General features: G+C 68.8%; 22 protein-coding genes. 14 read left to right on the top strand and 8 right to left on the bottom strand.

The features are described from left to right. Window position 1 precedes the first annotated feature (1 nt). The 10 genes from V6Z91_RS22055 to V6Z91_RS22010 are packed head-to-tail and all read left to right on the top strand — an operon-like array spanning window position 2 to window position 9072. Complete coding sequence (locus V6Z91_RS22055) at window positions 2-1696, top strand: ATPase, T2SS/T4P/T4SS family (RefSeq protein ID WP_338761220.1); 1695 nt, start codon at window positions 2-4, stop codon at window positions 1694-1696. Window position 1697: 1 nt separating this feature from the next. After that, the gene (locus V6Z91_RS22050; protein WP_338761217.1) at window positions 1698-2903 is read left to right on the top strand and encodes a type II secretion system F family protein; all 1206 of its coding nucleotides are present in this window, start codon (window positions 1698-1700) and stop codon (window positions 2901-2903) included. Window position 2904: 1 nt separating this feature from the next. Continuing rightward, window positions 2905-4479 carry a hypothetical protein gene (locus V6Z91_RS22045; protein WP_338761215.1) on the top strand — a complete coding sequence of 525 codons (1575 nt, stop codon included), beginning with the start codon at window positions 2905-2907 and terminating at the stop codon, window positions 4477-4479. Beyond that, complete coding sequence (locus V6Z91_RS22040) at window positions 4467-5126, top strand: hypothetical protein (protein ID WP_338761214.1); 660 nt, start codon at window positions 4467-4469, stop codon at window positions 5124-5126. Before V6Z91_RS22045 ends, V6Z91_RS22040 begins: the two co-directional genes overlap by 13 nt. Further along, the gene (locus V6Z91_RS22035) at window positions 5123-5545 is read left to right on the top strand and encodes a hypothetical protein (protein WP_338761212.1); all 423 of its coding nucleotides are present in this window, start codon (window positions 5123-5125) and stop codon (window positions 5543-5545) included. The genes V6Z91_RS22040 and V6Z91_RS22035 overlap by 4 nt, the downstream gene beginning before the upstream one ends. Further along, complete coding sequence (locus V6Z91_RS22030) at window positions 5520-6254, top strand: hypothetical protein (RefSeq protein ID WP_338761209.1); 735 nt, start codon at window positions 5520-5522, stop codon at window positions 6252-6254. The genes V6Z91_RS22035 and V6Z91_RS22030 overlap by 26 nt, the downstream gene beginning before the upstream one ends. Further along, the gene (locus V6Z91_RS22025; RefSeq protein WP_338761206.1) at window positions 6251-6976 is read left to right on the top strand and encodes a type II secretion system protein; all 726 of its coding nucleotides are present in this window, start codon (window positions 6251-6253) and stop codon (window positions 6974-6976) included. The genes V6Z91_RS22030 and V6Z91_RS22025 overlap by 4 nt, the downstream gene beginning before the upstream one ends. Before the next feature lie 10 nt (window positions 6977-6986). Continuing rightward, entirely contained in the window at window positions 6987-7748 is a 762-nt protein-coding gene (locus tag V6Z91_RS22020) for an ABC transporter permease (RefSeq protein ID WP_338761203.1), read from the top strand. Next, on the top strand, window positions 7748-8446 hold the full coding sequence (locus V6Z91_RS22015; RefSeq protein WP_338761200.1) for a hypothetical protein: 699 nt from the start codon (window positions 7748-7750) through the stop codon (window positions 8444-8446). Before V6Z91_RS22020 ends, V6Z91_RS22015 begins: the two co-directional genes overlap by 1 nt. A 53-nt stretch (window positions 8447-8499) precedes the next feature. Further along, a complete protein-coding gene (locus V6Z91_RS22010; RefSeq protein WP_338761197.1) occupies window positions 8500-9072 on the top strand; it encodes a prepilin-type N-terminal cleavage/methylation domain-containing protein in 573 nt (190 codons plus the stop codon). 124 nt (window positions 9073-9196) lie between these two features. Here the strand turns inward: V6Z91_RS22010 and V6Z91_RS22005 are convergent, their stop codons facing one another. The 4 genes from V6Z91_RS22005 to V6Z91_RS21990 are packed head-to-tail and all read right to left on the bottom strand — an operon-like array spanning window position 9197 to window position 12691. Continuing rightward, a complete protein-coding gene (locus tag V6Z91_RS22005; protein WP_338761194.1) occupies window positions 9197-10327 on the bottom strand; it encodes an acyl-CoA dehydrogenase in 1131 nt (376 codons plus the stop codon). 9 nt (window positions 10328-10336) lie between these two features. Beyond that, window positions 10337-11539: an acyl-CoA dehydrogenase family protein gene (locus V6Z91_RS22000; protein WP_338761192.1), complete on the bottom strand. Its 1203-nt coding sequence runs from the start codon at window positions 11537-11539 to the stop codon at window positions 10337-10339. Between the two features lie 23 nt (window positions 11540-11562). Then, the gene (locus V6Z91_RS21995) at window positions 11563-11799 is read right to left on the bottom strand and encodes an NAD-dependent epimerase/dehydratase family protein (RefSeq protein WP_338761190.1); all 237 of its coding nucleotides are present in this window, start codon (window positions 11797-11799) and stop codon (window positions 11563-11565) included. A 10-nt stretch (window positions 11800-11809) separates the two neighbouring features. Further along, window positions 11810-12691 (bottom strand): LysR family transcriptional regulator, encoded by an 882-nt coding sequence (locus V6Z91_RS21990; RefSeq protein ID WP_338761188.1) that lies wholly within the window; start codon window positions 12689-12691, stop codon window positions 11810-11812. A gap of 205 nt (window positions 12692-12896) precedes the next feature. Between V6Z91_RS21990 and V6Z91_RS21985 the strand changes: the two genes are divergently transcribed. The 3 genes from V6Z91_RS21985 to V6Z91_RS21975 all read left to right on the top strand — a co-directional run bounded on the left by V6Z91_RS21985 (window position 12897) and on the right by V6Z91_RS21975 (window position 17189). Continuing rightward, complete coding sequence (locus tag V6Z91_RS21985; RefSeq protein ID WP_338761185.1) at window positions 12897-13871, top strand: alpha/beta hydrolase; 975 nt, start codon at window positions 12897-12899, stop codon at window positions 13869-13871. Window positions 13872-14312: 441 nt separating this feature from the next. After that, complete coding sequence (locus tag V6Z91_RS21980) at window positions 14313-16154, top strand: rhamnogalacturonan lyase (RefSeq protein WP_338761182.1); 1842 nt, start codon at window positions 14313-14315, stop codon at window positions 16152-16154. Between the two features lie 78 nt (window positions 16155-16232). Next, window positions 16233-17189: a diacylglycerol kinase family protein gene (locus V6Z91_RS21975; RefSeq protein WP_338761179.1), complete on the top strand. Its 957-nt coding sequence runs from the start codon at window positions 16233-16235 to the stop codon at window positions 17187-17189. Between the two features lie 211 nt (window positions 17190-17400). On the opposite strand, the gene V6Z91_RS21970 is transcribed toward V6Z91_RS21975, so the two are convergent. Then, window positions 17401-19581 (bottom strand): NHL repeat-containing protein, encoded by a 2181-nt coding sequence (locus tag V6Z91_RS21970; protein WP_338761176.1) that lies wholly within the window; start codon window positions 19579-19581, stop codon window positions 17401-17403. A gap of 118 nt (window positions 19582-19699) precedes the next feature. On the opposite strand from V6Z91_RS21970, the gene V6Z91_RS21965 reads away from it, so the two are divergent. Beyond that, complete coding sequence (locus V6Z91_RS21965; RefSeq protein ID WP_338761174.1) at window positions 19700-21331, top strand: catalase; 1632 nt, start codon at window positions 19700-19702, stop codon at window positions 21329-21331. Window positions 21332-21659: 328 nt separating this feature from the next. Here the strand turns inward: V6Z91_RS21965 and V6Z91_RS21960 are convergent, their stop codons facing one another. From V6Z91_RS21960 to V6Z91_RS21950, 3 genes are read right to left on the bottom strand one after another with little or no spacing between them, the layout of a single operon-like run. Then, the gene (locus tag V6Z91_RS21960; RefSeq protein ID WP_338761172.1) at window positions 21660-23816 is read right to left on the bottom strand and encodes a xanthine dehydrogenase family protein molybdopterin-binding subunit; all 2157 of its coding nucleotides are present in this window, start codon (window positions 23814-23816) and stop codon (window positions 21660-21662) included. Next, window positions 23813-24823, bottom strand: a complete 1011-nt coding sequence (locus V6Z91_RS21955; protein ID WP_338761169.1) for a xanthine dehydrogenase family protein subunit M — start codon at window positions 24821-24823, stop codon at window positions 23813-23815. Before V6Z91_RS21955 ends, V6Z91_RS21960 begins: the two co-directional genes overlap by 4 nt. Continuing rightward, window positions 24820-25311: a 2Fe-2S iron-sulfur cluster-binding protein gene (locus V6Z91_RS21950; RefSeq protein ID WP_338761166.1), complete on the bottom strand. Its 492-nt coding sequence runs from the start codon at window positions 25309-25311 to the stop codon at window positions 24820-24822. The genes V6Z91_RS21955 and V6Z91_RS21950 overlap by 4 nt, the downstream gene beginning before the upstream one ends. Window positions 25312-25534: the final 223 nt, after the last annotated feature.

Raw genomic sequence — 25534 nt, 5'->3', positions numbered from 1 at the left:
GATGGCAGAACGCATCAAGAAGCCTATCGGCAAGCTGCTGATCGACAAGGGTGTGATCAGCGAGGACCAGCTGCGCATCGCCCTGATCGAGCAGAAGCGCGAGCGCGAGCCGCTGGGCAAGCTGCTGGTCGGCATGGGCTTCGTCACGGAAGCCACGATCCGCCAGGCGCTGTCGGAAAACCTCAACACGCAATCGGCCGACCTGAACAGCCTGGTGGTCGATGCGATCGCGCTCAAGCTGATCCCGAAGGACGTCGCCAAGCGCTACAGCGTGTTCCCGATCGTCTACGAGCGCGACAGGGACAACCTGGTGCTGGCCATGTCCAATACCAGCAATATCGTGGCGCTGGACCAGATCCACGCGATGCTGGTCAAGGGCATCACGATCACGCCGCTACTCGTCAACGATTCCGACATCGCCCGCGCCATCGACCAGTACTACGGCTTCGAGCTGTCGATCGACGGCATCCTGCAGGAGATCGAAACGGGCGACGCGAGCTACCAGGGCACGACCGACGAATACAGCCATCCGATGGTGCGCCTGATCGACGCGCTGCTGGCCGACGCCGTGCAGAACGGCGCCTCCGACGTGCACTTCGAGCCCGAACAGAGTTTCCTGCGCATCCGCTACCGCATCGACGGCATCCTGCGCCAGATCCGCAGCCTGCACAAGTCGTACTGGCCGGCGATGGCCGTGCGGCTGAAGGTGATCAGCAACATGAACATCGCCGAGACCCGCGCCCCGCAGGATGGACGCATCTCGATCAAGTTCTCCGGCCGGCAGATCGACTTTCGCGCCAGCGCGCAACCGACTACGCACGGCGAGAACTTCGTGCTGCGCGTGCTGGACCGCCAGAAAGGCATCGTGCCGCTCGACGGCCTGGGCCTGGCCGAGCACGAGCTCGACCTGCTGAAGCTGATGATCGCCCGCCCCGACGGCCTGATCCTCGTGACCGGGCCGACGGGCAGCGGCAAGACCACCACGCTGTACTCGATCCTCAATCACATCAACACCGAGGGCGTCAACATCATGACGCTGGAAGACCCGGTCGAATACCCGATGAACATGATCCGCCAGACCTCGGTGAACGAGGCGGCCAAGCTGGGGTTCGCCGACGGCATCCGCTCCATCCTGCGCCAGGATCCGGACGTGATCTTGGTCGGCGAGATCCGCGACAAGGAAACGGCCGACATGGCGCTGGCGGCCGCGATGACGGGCCACCAGGTCTATTCCACATTGCACACGAATTCGGCGGTGGGCGCGATCCCGCGGCTGCTGGACATCGGCGTGATCGCCGACGTACTGGCCGGGAACATCATCGGCATCATCGCCCAGCGGCTCGTTCGGCGCCTGTGCATGCACTGCCGCGAGGGCTTCCAGGCCGACGACCTGGAGCGCCGGCTGCTGGGCCTCGGCGCGGAAGATCCGCCGGCCACCATCTACCGTGCCGTGGGCTGCGAGCGCTGCGGCCACCAGGGCTACAAGGGCCGCGTGGCGATCATGGAACTGCTGAAGATGAACGCCGAGCTCGACGAGATGGTGGCGCGCCGCGCCGCCGTGCGCGAGCTGCGCGCCGCCGCCCGCGCCGCCGGCTTCCGCTCGCTGGTCGACGACGGCATGCGCCGGGTGCTGCAAGGGGTGACGACGATCGACGAGATCTCGCGCGTCGTCGACCTGACCGACAGGCTGGCCTGACATGCCGCAGTACATCTACCGCGCGATGGATGCGTCCGGCCAGATCGTGCCGGGCAATATGGATGCGCTGAACGTGCCCGACCTGGAGCTGCGCCTGTCCAGGATGGACCTCGACCTGATCGAGTACCGGCAGTCGCGCCAGAAGGTCATCGCGCTGGGGCGCCGCCGCATCGACCGGCGCGACCTGATCAACTTCTGCTTCCACATGGAGCAGATGGCCAGCGCCGGCGTGCCGATCCTCGATGCGCTGAACGACTTGCGCGAATCGATGGACCATCCGCGCTTTCGCGAGATCATAACCGACCTGATCGAGAACATCGAGGGCGGCGTGCCGCTGTCCGCGGCGCTGGCCAACTACCCGGAGGCGTTCGACCAGACGTTCACGAGCCTGGTGAAGGCCGGCGAGGAAAGCGGCAAGGTCAACGAAGTGTTCCGCAACCTGGCCGACAGCCTGAAATGGCAGGACGAGCTGGCGGCCCAGGCGAAGAAGATCGTCACCTACCCGGCCATCGTGCTGGTGGTGGTCACCGCGGTGACGTTCTTCCTGATGATCTACCTGGTGCCGCAGTTGACGAGCTTCATCCGCAACATGGGCCAGGACCTGCCGCTGCACACGCGCGCGCTGATCGCGGTATCGAATGTCTTCATCCACTACTGGTACGTGCTGCTCGCCGCGCCGGTGGCGCTGTTCCTGGGCGGGCGCTGGTGGCTGCGCCGCAACGAGCGCAGCGCGTTCGCCTTCGACCGGTTCAAGCTGCGCGTCTGGCCGGTGGGCCCGGTGCTGCAAAAGATCATCCTGGCCCGCTTCGCCACGTTCTTCGCGATGATGTACGGCTCGGGCATCACGATCCTGGAATGCATCCGGCTCTCCGAAGGCATCGCCGGCAACCGGGCGGTCGCGGCCGCGCTGCGCCATGCCGCGCAGCTGATCTCGCAAGGCCACAGCGTCAGCGGCGCGTTCGGCCTCACCGGCATCTTCCCGCCGCTGGTGGTGCGCATGCTGAAGGTCGGCGAGGCCACCGGCGCCCTGGATGGCGCGCTGCGCAACGTGGCCTACTTCTACAATCGCGAGGTGCGCGAACAGATCGAGCGGGTCCAGGCAATGATCGAACCGACCATGACGGTCGTGCTGGGCCTGTTGCTGGGCTGGATCATGCTCTCGGTGCTGGGGCCGATCTACGACACGATCAGCGCGATCAGGATCTGACATGGCGGACAAGCAGCTCTTCTATCTCACCAGCGACCAGTTGCACGCGTGGCAGTGGCGGCGCAACACCTTGTCGGGGCCGGACGTGTTCCCCGCCACGCGGGCCGGACTGGACGATTTCCTCGCCTACCTGGACCAGCACGGCAACCGGCCGGCCTGGCTGCTCACCGACCTCATCGAGGAAGACTTCACGCGCCTGCTGCTGCCGCACGTGCGCGGCCGCGCCGGGCGCAAGCTGCGCCAGCGCCGCCTGGCGCAGCACTACCGCGATACGCCGTACCGCGCCGCCGTGGTGCAGGGGCGCAGCGAGGAGGGGCGGCGCGACGACGAGGTCCTGTTTACCGCGCTGACCAATCCGCTGCTGCTGACACCCTGGGTGGACGCGATGGAACTGATGCAGACGCCGCTGGCGGGCATCTATTCCTGCGCCATCCTGGGACGGGACGTCCTGCAGCGGCTTGCGATGCGCCATCCGCACGTGCTGCTGGTCAGCTGGCAGACTGCCGGCCTGCGCCAGACCTATTTCCGCAGCGGCACCGTGAAGTTCTCGCGCCTGGTGCAGGCAACACAGGAAGACGAACCGGTGTCCTCGCTGGCCCGGCAGACGGAGCGCACCCGGCAGTTCCTCCACAGCATCCACCTGCTGAACAGGGGCGACGTGCTGCACGTCGTCGTGCTCGCTCCCGCCGACCAGGTCGGGCCTTTGCCGGCCGACAGTGAAAACAGCCCGGAAACGATCTTTCACTTCGTGCCGCTGGAAACGGCGGCCGCCGCGCTCGGCGTGCACGCCGCCGCCGGCGGCGCCGCCACGCACGTGGCCGAACCGACGCTGCTCGCGATGCTGGGCCGGCATGCGCCCGCTAGCCACTATCCGACCGGCGACGCCGGCAACTACTACCGCCTGCTGCGCATCCGCCTGTCGCTGTACGCGTCCAGCGCGGTGCTCGCCACCGCCTCCGTGGTCTGGTCGGTGCTCAACCTGGCCAGTTTCGCGATCGCCAACGAGAACGCCAGTGCCCTGCGTTCCGAAACGGCGCACTACCGCGCCAACTACGCGCGCAGCATGTCGAACATGCCGCCGGCGGCCGACAAGACCGTGAACATGCGCGCCGCGGTATCGATCGAACGCACCGTCGCCCGGCAGGGGCCGTGGCCTGCCGCGATGATGCGCATGGTCAGCACCGCATTGGAGCGGTCGCCGCAGATCCGTATCGTGCAGATCGACTGGCGCGCCGAGGTACCCGACGCGCCGAACGTGCGCGCGCACGAAGGCGGGGCAGCCGGCCCGGCGCTCGCCGCGCCCGTTTCCTCCACGGCGCTGGGCATTCCAAAGGCACCACCGCAAACCCTGCGCCTGCAGGCTGAAGTGCTGGCAGGCCCGAACGACTACCGCCACGTGCTCGGCCAGATGAATGCCTTCGCGCAGCGCCTGGCGGGGATGCCGAACATCTCGGTGGAAATCATGGACTTGCCGATCGACATCCGGCCCACCGCCAAGCTGAGCGGCAAGGTGGGCGCGCCGGCTGGCGGGCAGGAGCAGAACAAGTTTACACTGGACGTGAAATGGAAGCCCTGAGTTCCCGCCCGACCGCCACGCCCGTGCGGCTGCCGCTGCCCTACTGGCTGCGCGACTTCGCCCTGATCCGGGCAGCCGTCACCACGTTCGTGATCACCGGCGCCATCGGCTGCGCGTGTGTCGCGGCCAGCTACCTCGAACTCGACCAGTCGCGGCGCGACGAGCAGCAGGCGCGCGGGCAGCGCGATGCGGCGCGCGCCCGCTTCCTGTACGCCGAGTCGGAAAAGCAGGAGATCCGGGTCTACCAGCCGCTGTTCGTGGAACTGCGGCAACGGCACTTCGTCGGCGCCGAAAACCGCCTGGACTGGGTCGACGCGATCCGCCAGATCCAGGAACGCCGGCGCCTGCTGCCGCTGACCTACGAGGTCGAGCCCCAGCAGCCCTACCGCATCGAAGGCCGGCTGGCCACCGGCGACTACCAGTTGCGCGGCAGCCGGATGAGCATCCACATGGACCTGCTGCACGAACTCGACCTGTTCAATTTCCTCGGCGACCTGCGGCAGCACGGCGTCTTCACCGTCCAGGAATGCAGCATCCGGCGCGTGGCCAGCGGCGCCGGCGCGCCCGGTGCGAACCTGTCGGCCGACTGCGTGCTGAACTGGCTGACGCTGACGCCGGACCCGCGGCGCGGCAGGGTGGCACGATGATGCGCCCGCTGTTCGCCGCGCTGTTCGCCGCCCATGCGGCGCTGGCGGCGCCGCCGGCTGCGGCGCAATACATGGAGCCGGGCCTCGGCCGCCTGTTCACGACGCCGGACGAGCGGGTGAACTATGAACGCCACCGCACCAGCGCGCCGGCCGCCGCGGCGATGCCGCAGCAGCCGGAGGCCACGTCCGTCACGCCGGTGCTTCCCGCGCCCCCGCCCGCGGCCACGCGCTTCACCGGCATGGTACGCCGCAGCGACGGCCGCGCCACCATCTGGATCGACGGCGAGCCGCGCGAAACGACATTGGCCAGGCTGCCACCCGGCAGCGCGATTCCGCTCGACACGCCGGCCGGCCGCATCCTCGTCAAGCCCGGCCAACGCTACGACCCGACCAATGGCACGATCCAGGACGCACGCTGACCCCCGGCGGCAGCGCGGCAGCGCCCTTCTCGTGCTGCTGGCGATCGGCAGCCTCGGCTTCGCGGCAGTGCTCATCGGCGCCTTCGGACGCAGCGACGTGGAACGCCAGCGCGAGCGCCGCACGCAAGCCATCCTCGCGCAGGCCAGCGATGCGCTGGTGGGCTTCGCGAGCACGCACGGCCGGCTGCCGCGCCCGGCCATCTCCGCGACGGATGGCCGCGAACGCCCCGAGCGCTGCGCCGGCGAGGCCGACTGCAGCGGCTTCCTGCCGTGGGTCACCCTGGGCGTCGAGGGGGCCGACAGCTGGGGCAAGCGGCTGCGCTACAGCGTGACGCCGGCTTACACGGTGACGCCGGTGCTCCGGCTGTCGGCCGTGGCCACCAAGCGCATCCTCACGCGCGACGGCGCCGGCAACTTGCGCTACGAGGCAGGCCAGGACCAGTGCCTGATCTATGCCCAGTGCCTGCCCGCCGTCGTGTACTCACAAGGCCGCGCCAACCTGGGCACCAGCACGGCCGGGCTGCCCCAGGCCAATGCCGCGCGCAACAACGTCGATGAAATCGCCAACGACATCGGCGTCGCCGAATTCGTGCGCCGCCCCGCCAGCGCCGATCCGGGGACGCCGGGCGGTCCGTTCGACGACCTGCTGATCGGGATTCCCCTCACCCCCCTGTATGAAAGGATGGCGGCCGCCCGGGCGCTGCCATGACCACCCCGATGCGACAGCGCACACGTTCCCCACATGGCTTCACCCTGGTCGAGATCGCGATCGTGCTCGTCGTCGTCGGCTTCCTGATCGGCGGCCTGATCACGCCGCTGTCCACCCAGCTGGAACAGCGCCGTGCCGCCGATACGCAGCGCGCCCTCGAGGAGGCGCGCGAGGCGCTGCTGGGATTCGCCGTGCGCAACGGCTACCTGCCCTGCCCCGCCATTTCCGCCACCAACGGCCTCGAGGCGCGCGACGGCGACCGCTGCGCCGGCGAGCGCCGCGCCGGCATGCTGCCCTGGGCCACGCTCGGCATGCCCAAGCTCGACAGCTGGGGCCATGTGTTCATGTACAGCGTGACGCCGGACTTCGCCGATAGCGCCTTGCGGTTCCGCCTGGCGACCGCGCGCGACATCACGGTCGCCACGCGCGACGCGGCGGGCAACCTGGTGGCCGCCACCGCGCCGAACGACATCCCGGCCGTGATCCTGTCGGCCGGCAAGAACGGCTATGGCGGCTACTCCGACCTGGGCGTGCGGGCGGCGGACGCGGGCACCGGCAACGTGGATGAAAAAGCCAATATGAATCCCGCGGGTACCGCCTACATCGCACGCGGCGCCAGCGACAACGCCGCCCTGCCGGGCGGCGCCTACGACGACCTGGTCGTGTGGGTGTCGCCGAACATCCTGTTCAACCGCATGGTGGCCGCCGGCCGCCTGCCATGAGGATGTGCCGATGAATGCGGCGATCCGGGCGATCGCCGCTGCCACGCTGAAGGAAGCGCTGCGCGGCCGCCTGCTGTGGCTGCTCGCGGCGCTGGCGCTGGGCGCCGTCGCGCTGGCCGGCTTCCTGCAGGAAGTGGTGCCGGCCGAGGGCCGCGCCACCGGCATTGCGCTGCTGGCCGCGCTGCTGCGCCTGGCCGCCGCCGGGGTGGTCGGCATCTTCGCCGTGACCGCCATCGTGCGCGAATACGGCGACCGGCAGGTGGAGCTGGCGATGGCGCTGCCCTGGCCGCGCGCCGCCTGGCTGCTGGGCCGCCTGGCCGGCTGCGCCCTGCTGGCGCTGCTGCCGGCGGGCCTGGCCGGAGCCCTGCTCGCCCTGGCCGCGCCGCCGGCGCAGGTGGCGCTGTGGACCTTCGCGCTGCTGGGCGAGCTGTGGATCGTGGCCGCGTTCGGCGTGTTCTGCACCCTCAGCTTGCAGCATGCGCTGCCCTCGCTTTCCGCCACTGCGGGTTTCTACCTGCTCGCGCGCAGCGTGACGGCATTGCAGCAGGCCGGGCACGGCGCGGCGCAGGACGCCGGCCAGCGGGTGATCGCGGCCGGCACCGACCTGCTCGCCTTCGTGCTGCCCCGGCTCGACGCTTTCGCGCGCACCGAGTGGCTGCTCTACGGCACCGGCAGCGCGCGCGACGCCGCCTTCGTGGCAGGCCAGAGCGCCATCTACCTGGCCTTGCTGGGCGGCGCCGCGCTCTTCGACCTGTACCGCAAGGAATTCTGATGCGCCGCCGGGCTCCCGCCGCCGTGCTTGCGCTGCTGCTGGCCGCCCTGGGCGCGCAGTGTGCTCTGCACGCCCTGGTTTCCGCCCCGCCGGCACCGGCGGCCGCGCTGCCGGCCGCGCCACCCGCCGTCGCGCTGCGCCTGGCCAGCCTGGGTGACGGCCCGGCGGCGGCCCGCGCCGTGATGCTGTACCTGCATGCCTTCGATGCCGGCATCCCGTTGCGCGAGCTCGATTACGGCCACGTTGCCGGCTGGCTGGACGGCGCGCTGGCACTCGACCCGCGCAGCCGGCAACCGCTGGTGGCGGCAAGCCAGGTCTATGCGGCGGTGCAAGACCCGGCGCGGGTGCGGGTCATGCTCGCGGTCGTGGAGCGGGCCTTTGCCGCCGATCCGGCGCACCGCTGGCCCGACATGGGCCAGGCGGCCCTGGTAGCGCGCCATCGGCTGCAGGACATGGCGCTGGCGCGGCGCTATGCGCAGGCCCTCCGGCTGCACGCGCCCGGCGCGCCGCCTTGGGCGCGCCAGCTCGAGCTGTTCATCCTGGAAGACATGAACGAACTCGACAGTGCGCGGGCCGTCGCCGGGGCGCTGCTGGCTTCCGGCACGGTCGACGACCCCAACGAAATCCGCTTCCTCGAGGGGCGCCTGCGCGCGCTGGAGGGGGCGGCCGCGCACCGGACACGCGGGCAGATGCGCTAAACCCACCGGGGCTGTAAGATGCGTGCTATTGGATAGTAGCTAGGAGTAATACTTTGCAACCTATTTCGCTCCACCCGGCCCGGTCACACGGGTTCACGCTGGTCGAGATCGCGATCGTGCTCGTCATTATCGGCTTGCTGCTCGGCGGCGTGCTGAAGGGCCAGAGCCTGATCGACAACGCCAAGGTCAAGAACGTGATCCAGCAGGCCACCTCGCTGCAGGCCGCCGTCAACGCCTACCAGGACAAGTTCCGCGCCCTGCCCGGCGACGATGCCCAGGCCGTGGCCCATGTGCCCGGCGCGAGCGGCAACGGCAATGGCGATGGCCAGATCGCCGAATACCAGCTCGCCCCCCAGCACCTGGCGCTGGGCGGCTTCATCACCGGCTCGTTCAACGGCACCACCGATTTCATGACGAGCGCGCACGGCGGCGCCGTGTACATCTACAACGACGTGGTCGGCGGCCGCGGCGGCAACGGCATCCGCTTCGACAACCTGCCCGACAGCTTCGCCGAGCAGATCGACGCCAAGCTCGACGACGGCAAGCCGGAAACGGGCGCCGTGCGCGCCACGGGGCCGTACACGAACAACGGCACGATCGTGACGCGGACCGCCGTGTTTTTCTGAATCCACCCGGACGCTCGAAGTCTCGATGCCTTGGTGTCGTACACCTTTTCTCCACAGGAGAAAAGGTGTACGACACCGGTTTTCCCTGCCGTAGTCGATGTCACAATGTCGGAGTCCGGCTTTCTCACCCCGCCACCCGGAACCCCTCCAGCCCCGCAAACCGCCGCACGTGGTAATCCACATCCCCCAGCGTCACCCCGATCGCCGTCAAGCGCTTGAACCAGTGCGCCGCCGGCAGCTCGTCCGTGACGCCCATCCCGCCATGCAGCTGCACCGCCTGCTGCCCGACGAAGCGGCCCGCCTCGCCCACGCGCGCCTTGGCGGCGGAGACGACGCGGCGGCGCTCTTCCGCATCGGCTGAATCGACCTTCACGGCGGCCAGCATGGCCATCGAGCGCGCCTGCTCCAGGTGGATGAACATGTCCGCCATGCGGTGCTGCAGCGCCTGGAAGCTGCCGATCGGCACGCCGAACTGTTTTCTCGTCTTGACATAGTCGAGCGTGGCGGCGAACAGCGCATCCATCACGCCCACGCTTTCCGCGCACAGCAGCGCCGCGCCGTAATCGGCCGCCGCCTCCAGCAGCGGCCAGGCATCGCCGGGGCCGGCCAGCAGCGTGGCCGGGGCGTGGTCGAACGTGACGCCGGCCGTGCGGCGGCCGTCGATCGTGCGGCCGTCGCGGATCACGAGGCCGGTGGTGTCTTCCTCGACCAGCAGCAGCGCGATGCCGTCGCGGTCGCGCTGGCCGCCATGGCCGCGCGCCGACACGATGAAGCAATCCGCCTGGCCGCCGCCCTCCACGCCGGTCTTCACGCCCGACACCGCCGGCGCATCGGCCGGCCCGGTCATCTTCGTGGCGATGTCGGAGAGGTCGTGGCGCGACTGCGCCTCGCCGAACGCGCAGGCCAGCTTCGCCTGCCCCGCGGCGACCCGTTGGAGCAGTTCTTCCTGGCCGCCGGCCAGTTGCAGGATGCGCGCCCCCAGCACCGTGGGGAAGTACGGCTCGACCACGAGGCCGCGCCCCAGCTCCTGCATCACCACGAACATGTCCACCGCGCTGCCGCCGAAGCCGCCCTGCGCTTCCGGCACCGGCAGCGCCGTCAGGCCCAGCTCGACCATCGTGTTCCACGCCTGCGTGGACGTGCCGGACGGCGAATGGACGATCTTCCGGCGCGTCTCGAACGTGTAGTCGCGTTCGATCCAGCGGCGCAGCGCGTCGGCCAGTTGCCGCTGTTCCTCCTTCAGTTCAAAGTCCATGCCGTCTCCTCACAGGCCCAGGATCATCCGGGCGATGATGTTCTTCTGGATTTCGTTCGAGCCGCCGTAGATCGACGTCTTGCGGTAGTTGAAGTAATACGCCGCCAGCGGCGCATGATCGGAAGCCGCGTCGCCGCCAGCCGCGTGCTCGTGGCGCCCTTCCAGGTAGTCGGCATCGAACGGCAGCGCCGCCGGGCCCGCCGCGTCGAGCATCAGCTCGGTCAACAGCTGCTGCACCTCGGTACCCTTGATCTTCAGCAGCGACGCCTCGGGCCCCGGCCCCTTGTCCTCGCGCGCGATGGTGCGCAGCACGGTCACTTCCAGCGCCATCAATTCGATCTCCACCTGGGCGACGCGGGCGGCGAACAGCGGATCGTCCAGCAGCGTGCCATCGCTCACGCACTGCTTCGCCGCCAGCGCCTTCAGGAAACCCAGCTCGCGCTTGCTGCGGCCCACGCCCGCGATGCCCGTGCGCTCGTGCCCGAGCAGGAACTTCGCATAGGTCCAGCCCTCGTTTTCGCGGCCGACCAGGTTGGCGACCGGTACCCGCACATTGTCGAAGAACACTTCGTTGACCTCGTGCTCCTCGTCCAGCATGGTGATGGGCCGCACCGTGATGCCGGGGCTTTTCATATCGATCAGCAGGAAGGAAATGCCGTCCTGCTTGCGCGCCGCCGGATCGGTGCGCACGAGGCAGAAGATCATGTCGGCATGCTGGGCCAGCGTGGTCCACGTCTTCTGGCCGTTGACGATGTAGTGCTCGCCCGTCTCGTCCCGTACCGCGGTGGTCGTCAGCGAAGCCAGGTCGGAGCCTGCGCCCGGTTCCGAGTAACCCTGGCACCACCAGTCGTCGCAGTTCAGGATGCGCGGCAGGTAATGGGCTTTCTGCCCGGCGCTGCCGAACGCCATGATGACGGGGGCCACCATATTGACCCCGAACGGCAGGATCTGCGGCGCGCCGGCCAGCGCGCATTCCTCGTCCCAGATATGGCGCTGCACGGCGTTCCATCCCGTGCCGCCGTATTCGACCGGCCAACCGGGGGCGGCCCAGCCCTGCGCGGCGGCGATCTTGTGCCAGCGCACGTAGTCTTCCTTGCCCAGCCTCAGGTGGTGGCGCACCTTGTGCCGCAGGTCCGGCGGCAGGTTCGCCGCCAGGAATTCGCGCACCTGCGCACGGAATGCTTCATCCTCGGCCGAATAGTTCAGGTCCATGCCGTCTCCTCGTGGAATAGCCGCTATTGTCTTAATAGCACGGTCGTTCCATCATACACGAGGCACGGCGGCCGCAGGTGCGTGGCGTCGATGCCGCGCATCGCCTCCCGCAGCGCGCCACCGTCGGTGTTCGAGGCCACCACGTCCGTGAACGGCGACGCGAGCACGTCGATGCCCACCGCGTGGTGGCCGATATCGCGCAGTACGCGCACCAGCGCCTCGCCCAGGTGGCCGCTGCTGCCCGTTACCAGGATGTTCATCGCGCCTCCTTCATGTGCACAGCCGCTGGCGGCTCTCTTCATACACCTGCGCCAGCCAGGCCGCGACGACCTTGAAGCGCCCGATCGCGCCCGCGTCGCGGTGGCTCAGCAGCCACAGCTCCCGGAACACCTCGGCGCGCGCGGAGAGCCGCACCAGGCCTTCATCCTCGCCGAGGATGCACGGCAGCAGCGCCAGGCCGGCGCCGGCGCGGCAGGCATGCACCATCGTCGACAGGCTGTTCACGCGCAGGGCGATACGGGGACTCGGTTCGAGCCGCGCCAGCCAGCGCATCTCCGGCAGGTTGGCCTTGGCTTCCTCGTGCGCGATCCAGGGCTGCGCGCCCCACTCCTCGCGCGGCAGGCCGGCAAAGCGCGGCGCGCCATAGACGGCCCAGCCGATCTCGCCCAGGCGGCGCATCAGCACGGCGGCATCGTCCACGGGCTGGGCCAGGCGCAACGCAAAATCGGCTTCGCGGCGGGTGAACGAGATGTTCTGGTTGTCCGCCATCAGCTGCACTTCCACTTCAGGGTGGCGCTCCGCGAATGCCGGCAGGTGGCGCACGAGCCAATGGTCGAACAGGAAGTCGATGGCGGACAGGCGCACCGGCCCGGCCAGGCTGTCCGCCTCGCGGGTGGAGGCGAGCAGCATGCTCTGCACGCTGCCGTACACCCCCTCGCCATAGCGCACGAACACCTGCCCCGCCTCCGTCAGGTTCCAGCGCATGGTGTCGCGCGAGAACAGCCGCAGGTTCAAGGCCTTTTCGGCCGCCGCGATGCGCCGGCTGATCGTCGAGCCGTCCACGCCCAGCTCGCGCCCGGCGGCGCTCATGCTGCCCGAGCGCGCCAGCGCCAGGATCAGCGGAATGTCGTTCCAGTCGAAGTCGGTCGTCATTGGCGCCTTTGGGTGGTGTTCTTGTTCTGCCTTCCGGCGGATCTGCATTTTTGCAAAGCGGCTTTGCAGCCTTGCCCATTCTCAACATGCTGCCCGGTCCCCTACCATGCTCTTCATCGCGATGACGAACAGCAGGCCCGAGCGGGAATGCTGCGAATCTAGCACACGGAAAAACATCAACCAATTACCCGGAAGGAAGATCATCATGACCACGCAAGACGACAAGCAAGTGAACCAGTCCCGCCGTTCGGCCCTGTTGGGCAGCACGGGCCTTGCCGCCCTGGCCGCCCTGCCGCTGGCCGCCGGATTGGCCGGCGAGGCGCTGGCTGCGCCGCAAAAACCGCTGCGCAAGACGGCGAGCACGTTCACCACCCGCGACGGCGTGGAGATCTACTACAAGGACTGGGGCAAGGGCCAGCCGATCGTGTTCAGCCATGGCTGGCCGCTGAACTCGGACAGCTGGGAATCGCAGATGATCCATCTGGCCAACAACGGCTTCCGCGTGATCGCGCATGACCGCCGCGGCCACGGCCGCTCCAGCCAGCCGTGGGACGGCAACGACATGGACCACTATGCCGACGACCTGGCCCAGTTGATCGAACTGCTGGACCTGAAGGACGCGATCCTGGTCGGCTTCTCGACGGGCGGCGGCGAAGTCGCCCGCTACGTGGGCCGCCACGGCACGCGGCGCGTGGCCAAGCTGGCGCTCGTGTCGGCCGTGCCGCCGATCATGGTGAAGACCGCCTTCAACCCGAACGGCCTGCCGATCGAGGTGTTCGACGGCATCCGCAACGCCCAGCTGGCCAACCGCTCGCAGTTGTACCTGGACATCCCATCCGGCCCGTTCTACGGCTTCAACCGGCCGGGCGCCAAGGTCTCGCAAGGCTTGATCCAGTCGTGGTGGATGCAGGGCATGATGGGCGGCCACAAGAACACCTACGACTCGATCAAGGCGTTCTCGGAGACCGACTTCCGCGCCGACCTGGCGAAGTTCGACAAGCCGACCCTCATCATCCACGGCGACGACGACCAGATCGTGCCGATCGACGCGGCCGGCCGCGCCTCGGCGCGGATCGTCAAGGGTTCACAGCTGATCGTCTATCCGGGCGCGCCGCACGGCTTGACCGACACGCACAAGGACAAGGTGAACGCCGACCTGCTGGCCTTCGCAAAGGCGTGACGCGCCAGGTTTCCCGCCACGGGCGAGCGTAGCCGGATCCCGGCGACCGGCGCTCCCCGATCCGGCAACATTTCCCCCAACCGGGGTCAGACCCCGGTTCCTAGAAACATTTCCCAGAACCGGGGTCGGACCCCGGTTCTGGGCAACATCTCCGTCATCCCTTCCCCTCGGCGCTGGTATATCAGCAGCCTGCTTCCCGCTCATCTTGGTGAGAGCTTCCGGCTGCCAGATTGACACCCAACTGGCCGCTCCCGATACTCGATTGCCATTCACGCGGCCAGGCCGCCTGCCGGCAACGCATGCGCCGGCTGGCGCCGCAGCGTGACGGCTGGCCACCGGCAACCCGGCCCCGGCACGGGGAAGCGCGCCGGCGACGGCGCCCGCGCATGCACCGTGCATCCGCGGGCGCTCCCATCGTGGTACCAACAAGGTGAAAACACTATGAGACAAACCTTCGCACCGATCGCCCTGCTGGCGCTCGGCCTGATGCAGTCGGCCCATGCCGACACGGGACGCAAGCTGGAAAAACTCGATCGGGGCGCCGTCGCCATCGCGGCCGGCACCGACATCTTCGTCAGCTGGCGCGTGCTCGGCACCGACGCCCCGGATACCCGCTTCAATCTCTATCGCGACGGCGTGAAGCTCAATGCGGAGCCGCTCGCCGTCAGCAACTTCACCGACACGTCGGGCAGCGCCGGCGCGCGCTACCTGATCCGCCCGGTGGTCGACGGCAAGGAAAAGAAGGGGCAGGAAGAATACGCGCTGCCCACCTGGACCGAGCCGGTGCTGCGCATTCCGCTGGACAAGCCTGCCGACGGCGTGACGCCGGCCGGCCAGGCCTACACCTACGAGATGAACGATGGCACGCCGGCCGACCTGGATGGCGACGGCCAATACGAGCTGGTCGTGAAATGGCAGCCGACGAACGCCAAGGACAATTCGCAGAGCGGCTACACGGGCAATACCTATATCGACGCCTACCGCCTGGACGGCAAGAAGCTGTGGCGCATCGACCTGGGCCGCAATATCCGCGCCGGCGCCCACTACACGACGATGGTGGTGTATGACCTGGACGGCAACGGCAAGGCCGAGGTGATGCTGAAGACGGCCGACGGCACCGTGGACGGCCGCGGCACCGTGATCGGCGACCCGGAAGCCGACTACCGCAACAGCGCCGGCTACATCCTGACCGGCCCGGAATTCCTTACCGTGTTCGACGGCCGCACCGGCAAGGCGCTGGCCACCACCGACTACCTGCCGGCGCGCGGCAGCGTCGGCTCGTGGGGCGACAACTACGGCAACCGTGTCGACCGCTTCCTGGGCGGCGTGGCCTACCTGGACGGCCGCCGTCCGAGCGCGATCTTCTCGCGCGGCTACTACACGCGCGCCGTGATCGCCGCCTGGGACTACCGCGACGGCCAGCTGACCAGCCGCTGGGTGTTCGACACCGACAACGAAGGCGCCGAGGCGCGCGGCCAGGGCGCCCACTGGTTCTCGGTGGCCGACGTGAACGAGGATGGCAAGGACGACATCATCTACGGGGCCGCCACCATCGGCAGCGACGGCCACCTGATGTACAGCACGGGCCTGTGCCACGGCGACGCGCTGCACGTGGGCAAGTTCGACCCGGCCCGCCCCGGCCAGCAGGTCTACATGGTCCACGAGAGCCCCGCGTGCTACAAGGGCAATGGCGCCAGCTTCCACGACGCCGCCACCGGGGCCCTGCTGTGGGGTGCCCCGGCCACGGTCGACGTGGGGCGCGGCGTGTGCTACGACATCGATCCCGCCTACCCCGGCGCCGAGTGCTGGGCCTCGCGCGGCGGCCTGTTCAACGTGAGCGGCCAGCAGATCTCGACCAACCGGCCAGGCAGCATGAACTTCGCCAGCTGGTGGGATGGCGATCTGCTGCGCGAAGCGCTGGACGGCGTGACGATCTCCAAGTGGAACCCGGCGGCCTTCGCGTTCGAGACGGTGCTCAACGGCGCCGGCTACAATGCCGCGTCGAACAATGGGACCAAGGCCACGCCGGTGTTGTCCGCCGACATCCTGGGCGACTGGCGCGAGGAAGCGGTGTGGCGCACGGCGGACAACACGCAGCTCCTGGTGTTCTCCACCACGATCCCGACCGCGCACCGCATCCCCACGCTGATGCACGATGCCCAGTACCGCGTGCAGGTGGCCGGCCAGAACGCCGGCTACAACCAGCCGCCGCACACGAGCTTCTACATCGGCGAAGGCACCGCGGCGCCGACGCGGCCCGCCGTGAGCGTGGCGCCGCAGTAAGCGCTACCCGCCGTGGCCGCCCCGCTCAGCCGTTCGTGCGCGCGTGGCGGCCCGCTCGGTGATACAGTTGGTCACATCATGACGACCGACACCGTATCCGCCGACGCGCCCCTGTACATCGTGCTCAACGCCGGCTCCGGCGCGGCCGAGAAGGAAGCGCGCAAGGCCGCCATCGAGGAAGTGCTGAGCGCGGCGGGCCGGCGTTACCACCTGCACCTGGTCGAGGATGGCGGAGAGCTCGACAAAGCCGCGACCGCCCATGCCGGGCAGGCCTGTGCCAACGGCGGCATTCTCGTCGCGGCCGGTGGCGACGGCACGATCAACACCGTGGCGCGCGAGGCGGTCAGGCACGGCTGCCCGTTCGGTGCCCTGCCGCAGGGCACGTTCAACTATTTCGGCCGCACGCACGGCATTCCGGAAGACCTGTCCGAGGCGGTGCATGCGCTCGTCGACGCCACCATCGTCCCGGTGCAGATCGGCTCCGTCAACGGGCGCATCTTCCTCGTCAACGCCAGCATCGGCCTGTACCCGAAGCTGCTGGAAGAGCGCGAGCAGGACAAGCGGCAGTACGGGCGCAGCCGGGTCGTGGCATTCCTTTCCGCCCTGAAGACGATCTTCCTGCCGCACCGCAGGCTGAACCTCACGCTCGAAGCGGAAGACCGCACGCTGCACCTGCGCACGCACACGCTGTTCGTGGGGAACAACCGGCTGCAGATGGAACAGGTGGGCCTGACCGAGCAGGCGCCAGACGTGGCCGAAGGCGAACTGGCCGCCGTGGCACCGAAACCCGCCGGCAAGCTGGGCATGCTCGGCATCCTGTTCAACGGCGTGCTGGGGCGGCTGGGCGATACGGACGACGTGGTCGCCTTCGGCTTTCGCCGCATGACGGTGCGCACGCCGTTCTACGGCCGCAGGCGCATCAAGGCCGCCGTCGACGGCGAGGTGCTCACCTTGACGACGCCGCTGCATTTCGAGGCGCTGGATGGGCGCTTGCGGCTGCTGGTGCCGGCGCAGCGCCGGGAGAGCGGGGTCTGAGGCCCCGCCGCTAGCGCACTGGTGTCCGGGATGCTCGACGCGCTGGTGTCTGACACTATTTCCGGATGCTTGAACCGGAAATAGTGTCAGACACCGGTTTTCCCATGATGCATGTGCATCGGCCGAACACCGGTGTCGCACACCTTTTCCCCAAAAGCGGGGAAAAGATGTGCGACACCAATGCCTCTCCAGCGGAGCGACCGGCACCGGCCTACTCGACCGTGATCGGCAAGTCCCGCCCTTCCACCGCCACATTCCCCGCGTAATCCGCCGCGTGGATGCGCAGCGTGTAATTCCCGGGCTCGATCCCCGACACATCCCACGTGCCCGGGCTGACCTGCCCGTCGGCCAGCCGGTTGTTCAGCGCATAGGCGAAGTGGGTGGACGCGCTGCCGTACACCGTGATGCCGCTGCTGGCCGCGTACACGAGCTTCACGGCGTCGGGATTGCGCGGCAGCCGGTCGTAGACCTGGGTGATGCGCGGCTGCTCGTAGCCCGGCGCCGGCGTGCCGTCTTCGCGCAGCAGCTGGAAGCCCAGCTTGTACAGGCCCAGGCGCCGCCGTTCCAGGTTGCCGTCCATCTGGTCCCACGCGTCGACGACGATATCGACCTCGCGCACCGCGCGCGGCACGATCACGCGCCGTGCAGGGGGCGGCGCCTTCGACTTCCTGTCCCGCTTCACGCGCGGCGCGCCCAGCCGCTTGCCGCCATCGGCCAGCAGCACGATGCCCTGGATGCGCGGCGCCACCGTGTCGCGCAGGCCGACGAACGGCAAGGTCAACGGGTTTTCCACGCCGCCCGTGGGGAAGTAGTCGAGGTGCACGTGGGCCATGCCGTTGACGGTGCCCAGCGTGTCGCCGACCGCGAAGCGGGTGCCGCGCCGCACGCGCACGCGTTCCGGTTTCCCGTGCGCGCCGGCGAGCACGGTGAAGCGCCCGTCCAGCGGCATGTCGCGCCGGTCGCGGCCCACCTTCATGTGGATATAGGACAGCGTGCCCACGCTCATGCCTTCGCTGAGCGTGGCGTAGCCCCAGTTCGGGTAAGGATCGGTCACCTTCGCCGCGGCCACGGCCACCACCTTCGCGCCCACGTCCGCCCGCACGTCGAGGCCCATGTGGAAGTGGTCGCGGCTGTCGCCTTCGAAATTGCCGCGCACCTCGCCCATCACGCCCACGACTTCGTGCGGCGCGTCCTGCGGCAGCACGGGCCACGGCATCGGCTGGTCGCGGCGCGGCGCCGGCGGCCGCACCCGCTGCGGCGGGGCGGCCTGTCCTTCCTCCGCGGGCGCCAGCCGCACCACCGTGAAGCCAAGACCTTCGGCCACCACCACCTTGCCGTCCCGCTGCACGGCCACGCCGCGCGGGCTCGAGAGGTGCACGGTGCCGTCGCTGCCATACCCCGGCTCCGCCGGCCGATCGTAATCGGCCAGCGGGCGATACTCGCCTTCGGGCGTGAATTGCAGCACGCGGCCGGAACCGGCGGTCACGTACAGGAAGCCGTCGCGCGTGACGGCGACGCCCACGGGCCGGCGCAGCGGCGAGCGCCGTTCGCCCGGCGCCGGCACGGCCACCGTCGACACGTGGCCGGCGGTATCGATGCGGCGCACGGCGTGGTTGCCCGTGTCTGCCACGAACAGCGAGCCATCGGCCGCCACGGCAACGCCGGCCGGCGTATCGAACCGGGCTGCCGGTCCGTGCCCATCCGCGTCGCCGGGCTGCGCGCCTCCGGCGATCGTCGTCACCGCGCCGTCGGGGGCGATGCGGCGGATGCGGTCGTTGTAGGTGTCGGCCACGTACACGATGCCGGCATCGTCCACGGCAATGCCGACCGGACCGTCGAAGCGTGCCGCATCGCCCTTGCCGTCCGCGAAGCCGGGCGAGCCGTTGCCGGCCAGCGTCGTCACGGTGCCGTCGGCGGCCACCTTGCGGATCGCGTGGTTGCCCGTATCGGCCACGTACAGGTTGCCCAGGTGATCGAGGGCGAGGGCCGAAGGCGTATGGAACAGCGCGGCCGCGCCCTTGCCGTCGGCGAATCCCTCGCGGCTGCCGGCCAGCGTGGCCACCGTGCCGTCCGGCGCGATGGTGCGAATGCGGTTGTTCTCGCCGCCGTCCGCCACGTAGACCAGGCCGCGCGGGCTCACGGCCACGCCGAACGGATCGCCGAAGGCGCTTTGCCGCGCCGGCCCGTCGGCGAAACCGGCAGCGCCCGTGCCGCCCAGCGTCGCCACGCGCGCGGTCCAGAAGCGTTCGGTGCGGACCTGGGCCGGCGTGAGCACGGCGGGCGCCACCGCCTTCCCACCCGGCGGCGCCGCCCTATCGAGGTAATACAGGGTACCGGCACCGGCCAGCAGGATGGCGCCGGCCACGGCGCCGGCGATGAGCTTTCGATTCACGGGCAAGGCTTTCATTGCGTAAAGCGCAAGCTTAGCAGGAAGCCCAGGCGCGCGCCGGGTGCCGGGAGCGCCGACTACAATTCCTTCGCTCCGCCACATCGAAAGTGAAAGGAAAGCCATGAGCAGCAAGCCAAGCAACGAGGGAGGAGGCAACGAGCGCCCCATCCTTACCACCCGCCAGGGCCACCCCGTGCGCGACAATCAGGCGCTGCGCTCCGTCGGCGAGCGCGGCCCGGCCACCCTGGAGAATTACCAGTTCATCGAAAAGATCACGCACTTCGACCGCGAGCGCATTCCCGAGCGCGTCGTGCATGCGCGCGGCACCGGCGCGCATGGCTACTTCGAAGCCTACGGCAAGATCGGCAACGAACCGGCATCGAAATACACCCGGGCCCGCGTGCTGAACGAGACCGGCGTGCAGACCCCCGTGTTCGTGCGCTTCTCCACCGTCATCGGCGGCAAGGATTCGCCGGAAACGGCGCGCGACCCGCGCGGCTTCGCCGTCAAGCTCAAGACCGTCGACGGCAACTGGGACCTGGTCGGCAACAACCTGAAGATCTTCTTCATCCGCGACGCGATCAAGTTCCCGGACATGATCCACGCCTTCAAGCCCGATCCCGTGACGAACCGCCAGGAACCGTGGCGCTTCTACGACTTCGTGTCGAACTCGCCGGAAGCGCTGCACATGGTTACCTGGGTGAAGAGCCCATGGGGCATTCCCGCCAACTACCGCGAGATGGAAGGTTCGGGCGTCAACACCTACAAGCTGGTCAACGACGAGGGTGTCGCCCACCTGGTCAAGTTCCACTGGGTGCCGAAGCAGGGTGTGCGCAACCTGACGGCGGCGCAGGCGGCCGAGATCCAGGCGCACGACGTGGGCCACGCCACCAAGGACCTGTACGAGGCGATCGAGCGCGGCGACTATCCGGAATGGGAATTCTGCGTGCAGATCCTGAGCGACGACGACCACCCCGAACTGGACTTCGATCCGCTCGACGACACCAAGCGCTGGCCTGAAGACCAGTTCCCGCTGCTGCCCGTGGGCCGCATGGTGTTGAACAAGAACCCGGACAATGTGTTTGCCGAAACCGAGCAGTCGGCGTTCGGAACCGGCGTGCTGGTGGACGGCATCGATTTTTCGGACGACAAGATGCTGCAAGGCCGCACGCTGTCGTACTCCGACACACAGCGCTACCGCGTGGGCCCGAATTACCTGCAACTGCCGATCAACGCGCCGCAGCAAGGCGCGCGCGCCCGCACCAACCAGCGCGACGCGCAGATGGCGTATTACGTGGACGACAGCGGTGCCAATAAGCACATCAACTACGAGCCGAGCAGCCTGGGCGGCCTGCAGGAAGCGCCCAAGCCAGCCAGGGAGTACCGCCAGTGGGTCGAGGGCCACCTGGGCCGCTACCAGACCAGCCGCACGCTGGACGACTATCGCCAGGCGGGCGACCGCTGGCGCACGTTCGAGGACTGGGAGCGCGACGAACTGGTGAAGAACCTGGGCGACGACCTGCGCCAGTGCCCGGAACAGATCGCCCTGCGCATGGTCTGGCACTTCTGGCACTGCGACGAGGACTACGGCCGCCGCGTGGCCGAAGCGGCCGGCATCGACCTCGAAAAAGCCCGCGCCCTGGCCCCGCTGCCGGGCAAGCCGGCCCCGCACCAGCATCGCGAGGTGCCGGCCTATACCGACGGCAAGCCGGAAGAAGGATCGCGGCAGACGGAGCCGGCCCCGGCGAAATGAGGCCGAAGTGAGGCCGCAAGACCGGTGACAGGCACCGGTATATCTGGAACAGTTGTTGCAAAAAACCCGGTGCCTGTCACCGGGGTTCGCTTACTGCCTCACCAAAACCGGTGACAGGCACCGGTTCTTCTGAAACATGTGTTGCAAAAAGCCGGGTACCTGTCACCGGGTTCCACTGCCTCATGAGAAGAGCGGTGTCCAGATGGAGTGACGGCTTGCAGGCCATCACCGCCCGACAGGCGCGAAGCATGCTTCGCGAAACCCCTGTCAAGCCACCCTGTGGGTGTCCGACACCAGACCGCCGCCACCGCTGGCTGCGCCGGCCGCACTACCCCAGCAAATCCTCGATCTTCACCGGCAGCGAGCGGATTCTCTTGCCGGTCGCGTGGTACACGGCGGCCGTGATGGCCGGCGCGACGCCGACCAGGCCGATCTCGCCCACGCCCCGCACGCCATATTCGTTCAGCGCTTCATCCGGGTAGTCGAGGAAGGTCACGTCCACTTGTGGCGCGTCGGCGTGCGTGACCATCAGGTAGTCGGCCAGGTTGCAGTTTACCGGCGCGCCGTAGCGGGGGTCGTAATGGGTTTCCTCGAGGAGCGCCATGCCCACGCCCATCTGCACGGCGCCCTCGATCTGGTTGCGGGCCGTGCGGGCGTTGACGATCCTGCCGCCGTCGATGACGGACACGACGCGCCGCACCGCCAGCCGGGCGATGGATGGTTGCCACGCCACCTCGATGAAATGGCAGCCGAACGACTGGATCGACACTTTCTTCGCCTGCGGGTCCTTGAAGCTCCAGCCCCCCGTGCCCTGGCCTTCCACGTGCCCGACGCCGGCGCGCCGAAGCAATTCCTCGAACGGCTGCCCGCCGAGGCGCCCTTCCTCGAACGCCGGCTCCGCGCCTTCCAGCACGCGCGCCGCCACATCCTGCAACTGGCGGATCGCGTGGCGCGCGGCCATGGTCACGGCGGGCACCAGCGAAGCGGTCGCCATCGAGCCGCCGGACACGGGCCCGGGCGGCAGTTCCGTGTCGCCGATCTCCACCTTCACCCGCCCGATGTCCACGCCGACCGCGCGCGCCGTCATTTGGGCCAGCACCGTGTAGGTACCGGTGCCGATGTCCTGCGTGGCCGAACGCACCGCCACCGTGCCGTCGTCGTGCAGGCGGATCGCCACTTCGGCAGGCCGCCGCATGCCGAGCCAGGTGGCATTGGCCATGCCCCAGCCCAGGATCGTGTCGCCGTCGCGCATGGCGCCGATGGCCGGATCCCGGCGCGACCAGCCGAAGCGCTCCGCGCCCAGTTGCAGGCATTCCTTCAGGTGGCGCGACGAGAACGGCACGCCCTTCGATTCGTCCAGCTCGGGCTCGTTCGCCAGCCGCAGGGCCACCGGGTCCATGCCCAGGCGGTCGGCCAGCTCGTTCATGGCCGATTCCAGCGCGAACATGCCGGGGACGGCGCCAGGGCCGCGCATGGCCGTGTTCACGCCCAGGTCGCGCCGGATGGAGGAGCCGATCACGCGCAGGTTCGGGCAGCTGTACAGGTGGCCGGTCGCCTCGCCGCACGCCTCGAACGACATTCCCGCGCGCGAATCGTGGAAAATGAATTCATGCTGCAGCGCGACCAGCTTGCCATTGGCCTCGGCGGCGAGGCGCATGCGCTGCTGCGTCATCGTGCGGTGACCGACGTTGCGGAACATCATCTGCCGCGTGACCACCAGCTTCACCGGGCGGCCGACTTGGCGCGCCGCCTGGGCCGCGAGCAGCGAATGCGTCCATGGCCACAACTTGCCGCCGAAGCCCCCGCCCAGGTAGGCGGTGACGACGCGGATGCGCTCTTCCGGCACCTGCAGCATCTGCGACAGCACGCCGCGGTGATTGATTACGGCCTGGGTGGTTTCATACACGGTCAGCCGGTCGCCTTCCCAGCGCGCCACCGTGGCATGCAGTTCCATCGGGTTGTGCGTTTCAACCGGGGTGCGATAGGTCTCGTCGAGCTGGACCGCTCCCGTGCCCAACGCCTTCCCGGCATCGCCACGCTCGGTCTCGACCTTCGGCTTCTCGCCCGGCTCCAGCTCCATGCGCACATCCGGCACCGCGGCGTCGTAGTCGACGACGACGGCGCGGGCGGCGTCGCGCGCCTGCTCGAACGTATCGGCCAGCACGAGGGCCACGAACTGGCCGTAGTAGCGCACTTCATCGTCCTGCAGCGGCGGCACCTTCTCGTCCATTTCGAACTTCGTGTCTTCCGGCAGCCGTGCGATGTGGCCGATCGTCTCGCGCGTAAGGATCGCCTGCACGCCCGGCATGGCCCGCGCCGCATTGCAGTCGATACGGCGCACTCTACCCACGGCGACGGTGGCGGGGACCGGCACGGCCACTAGCATGTCCGGGAAATGGTGGTCGGCAGTGTACCGGGCGTGGCCGCTGACCTTCCACGGGCCTTCGACGCGCGGCAGCGCGGCGCCGATGATATCGTCTCTCATTGCAAGTCCTCCCCTGCCACGTTCCTGATCGCCTGCACGATGCAGCGGCGCGCCAGCTCGGCCTTGAAAGCATTGCCCGGCCGCGGCTGCGCATCCCGCAGCGCGACGGCCGCTGCCGCCTCGATGTTCGCCACGGTCAGCGGCTGTCCGGTGAGTATGTGCTCGGCATCCACCGCGCGCCAGGGCCGGGTGGCGACGCCGCCGAGGCCGAGCCTGACCCGCTCGACCCGGCCATCGGTCACTTGCAGGACGACGGCGCACGAAGCCAGCGCGAATTCGTACGATGCGCGGTCGCGCAGCTTCAGGTAACCGGAACGGGCGCCCGGGGGCAGCGGCGGCAGCGTGATGTGGGTGACGAGGTCGCCCGGCATCAGCGGCGTCTCGATGTGCGGCGTGTCGCGCGGCAGCAGGTGGAAGTTGGCGATCGGGATCGCGCGCCGGCCATGCAGGCCCGCGACATGCACGACCGCCTCCAGCACCACCAGCGCCACGTTCATGTCCGAAGGATTGGTGGCGATGCAATGTTCGCTGGTACCCAGCAGCGCGAGGTTGCGGTGGTAGCCCTCCAACGCATCGCAACCGCTGCCGGGGACACGCTTGTTGCAAGCCATGCCCGGGTCGCGGAAATACACGCAGCGCGTCCGTTGCAACAGGTTGCCGGCGGTCGTCGCCATATTGCGCAACTGGCCCGAGGCGCCCGCCAGCAGCGCCTCGCACAGCACGGGATAACCGAGGCGGACCCGCTCGTCATGGGCCAGGTCGCTGTTGCGCACGGTGGCGCCGATCGACAGGCCGGCATCCTCGCCGGCCTCGATCCGGTCCAGTCCCAGCCGGTCGATCTGCACCACGTGGGCGGGTTGCTCCACGTCCAGCTTCATCAGGTCCAGCAGCGTGGTGCCGCCGGCCAGGTAGCGCACGGTGGCCCCCTGCTGTGCGGTGGGCGACGCGGCGCCCAGCAGCACCGCATCGTCCACGCTCGCGGCGCGGCGCAGCTCGAAGGTCCTCATTTGCCCATCTCCTTGCGGGCATCCTGGATCGCCGCGACGATGTTCGCATACGCCCCGCAGCGGCACAGGTTGCCGCTCATGCATTCGCGCACCGTGCCGTCGTCCCGGCCGCAGGGTTCGTCCAGCAGCGCCACGGCCGACATGATCTGCCCGGCGGTACAGTAGCCGCACTGGTAGCCGTCGTGCCGCACGAAGGCGGCCTGCATCGGGTGCAGCCGCTCGGGGTCGCCCAGGCCTTCGATCGTGGTCACGTCGTCGCCCTCGTGCGCCAGCGCGAGTGCAAGGCATGAATTGATGCGGCGGCCGTTCAGGTGCACGGTGCAGGCACCGCACTGGCCATGGTCGCACCCCTTTTTCGTGCCGGTCAGGTGGAGGTGGTCGCGCAGGTAATCGAGCAGCGTGGTGCGCACATCCACGTTCATCCTGTGCTCGACGCCGTTGACGACGATGGCAGGCCCCGTGGGCGCCGCCGGCTTTACTGGGTGCATGGGGAGTCCTTTCCGCCCCTCTCGCGGGGCTGCTGAAACTCGACTACACGCAAAAATGGCAGTGCATGGCGCACGATTGCCGGCATGAAAATTTTGCGAGCCCATCAAGACTGCCGCGAAACAGCTGATCTGTCATATAGTGACGATTGGTTGTCAAATAGTTACTACTACAAAGGTAGTGACCTGGCAACCGCCCAGGGTCCGGGCCGGACCCGACTACCAT

Source organism: Massilia sp. METH4 (genome assembly GCF_037094685.1).
Taxonomy (GTDB): Bacteria; Pseudomonadota; Gammaproteobacteria; order Burkholderiales; family Burkholderiaceae_D; genus Rugamonas.
The sequence above is the reverse complement of the archived record's forward strand: the minus strand, read 5'-3'. Positions and strand labels throughout refer to the sequence as shown.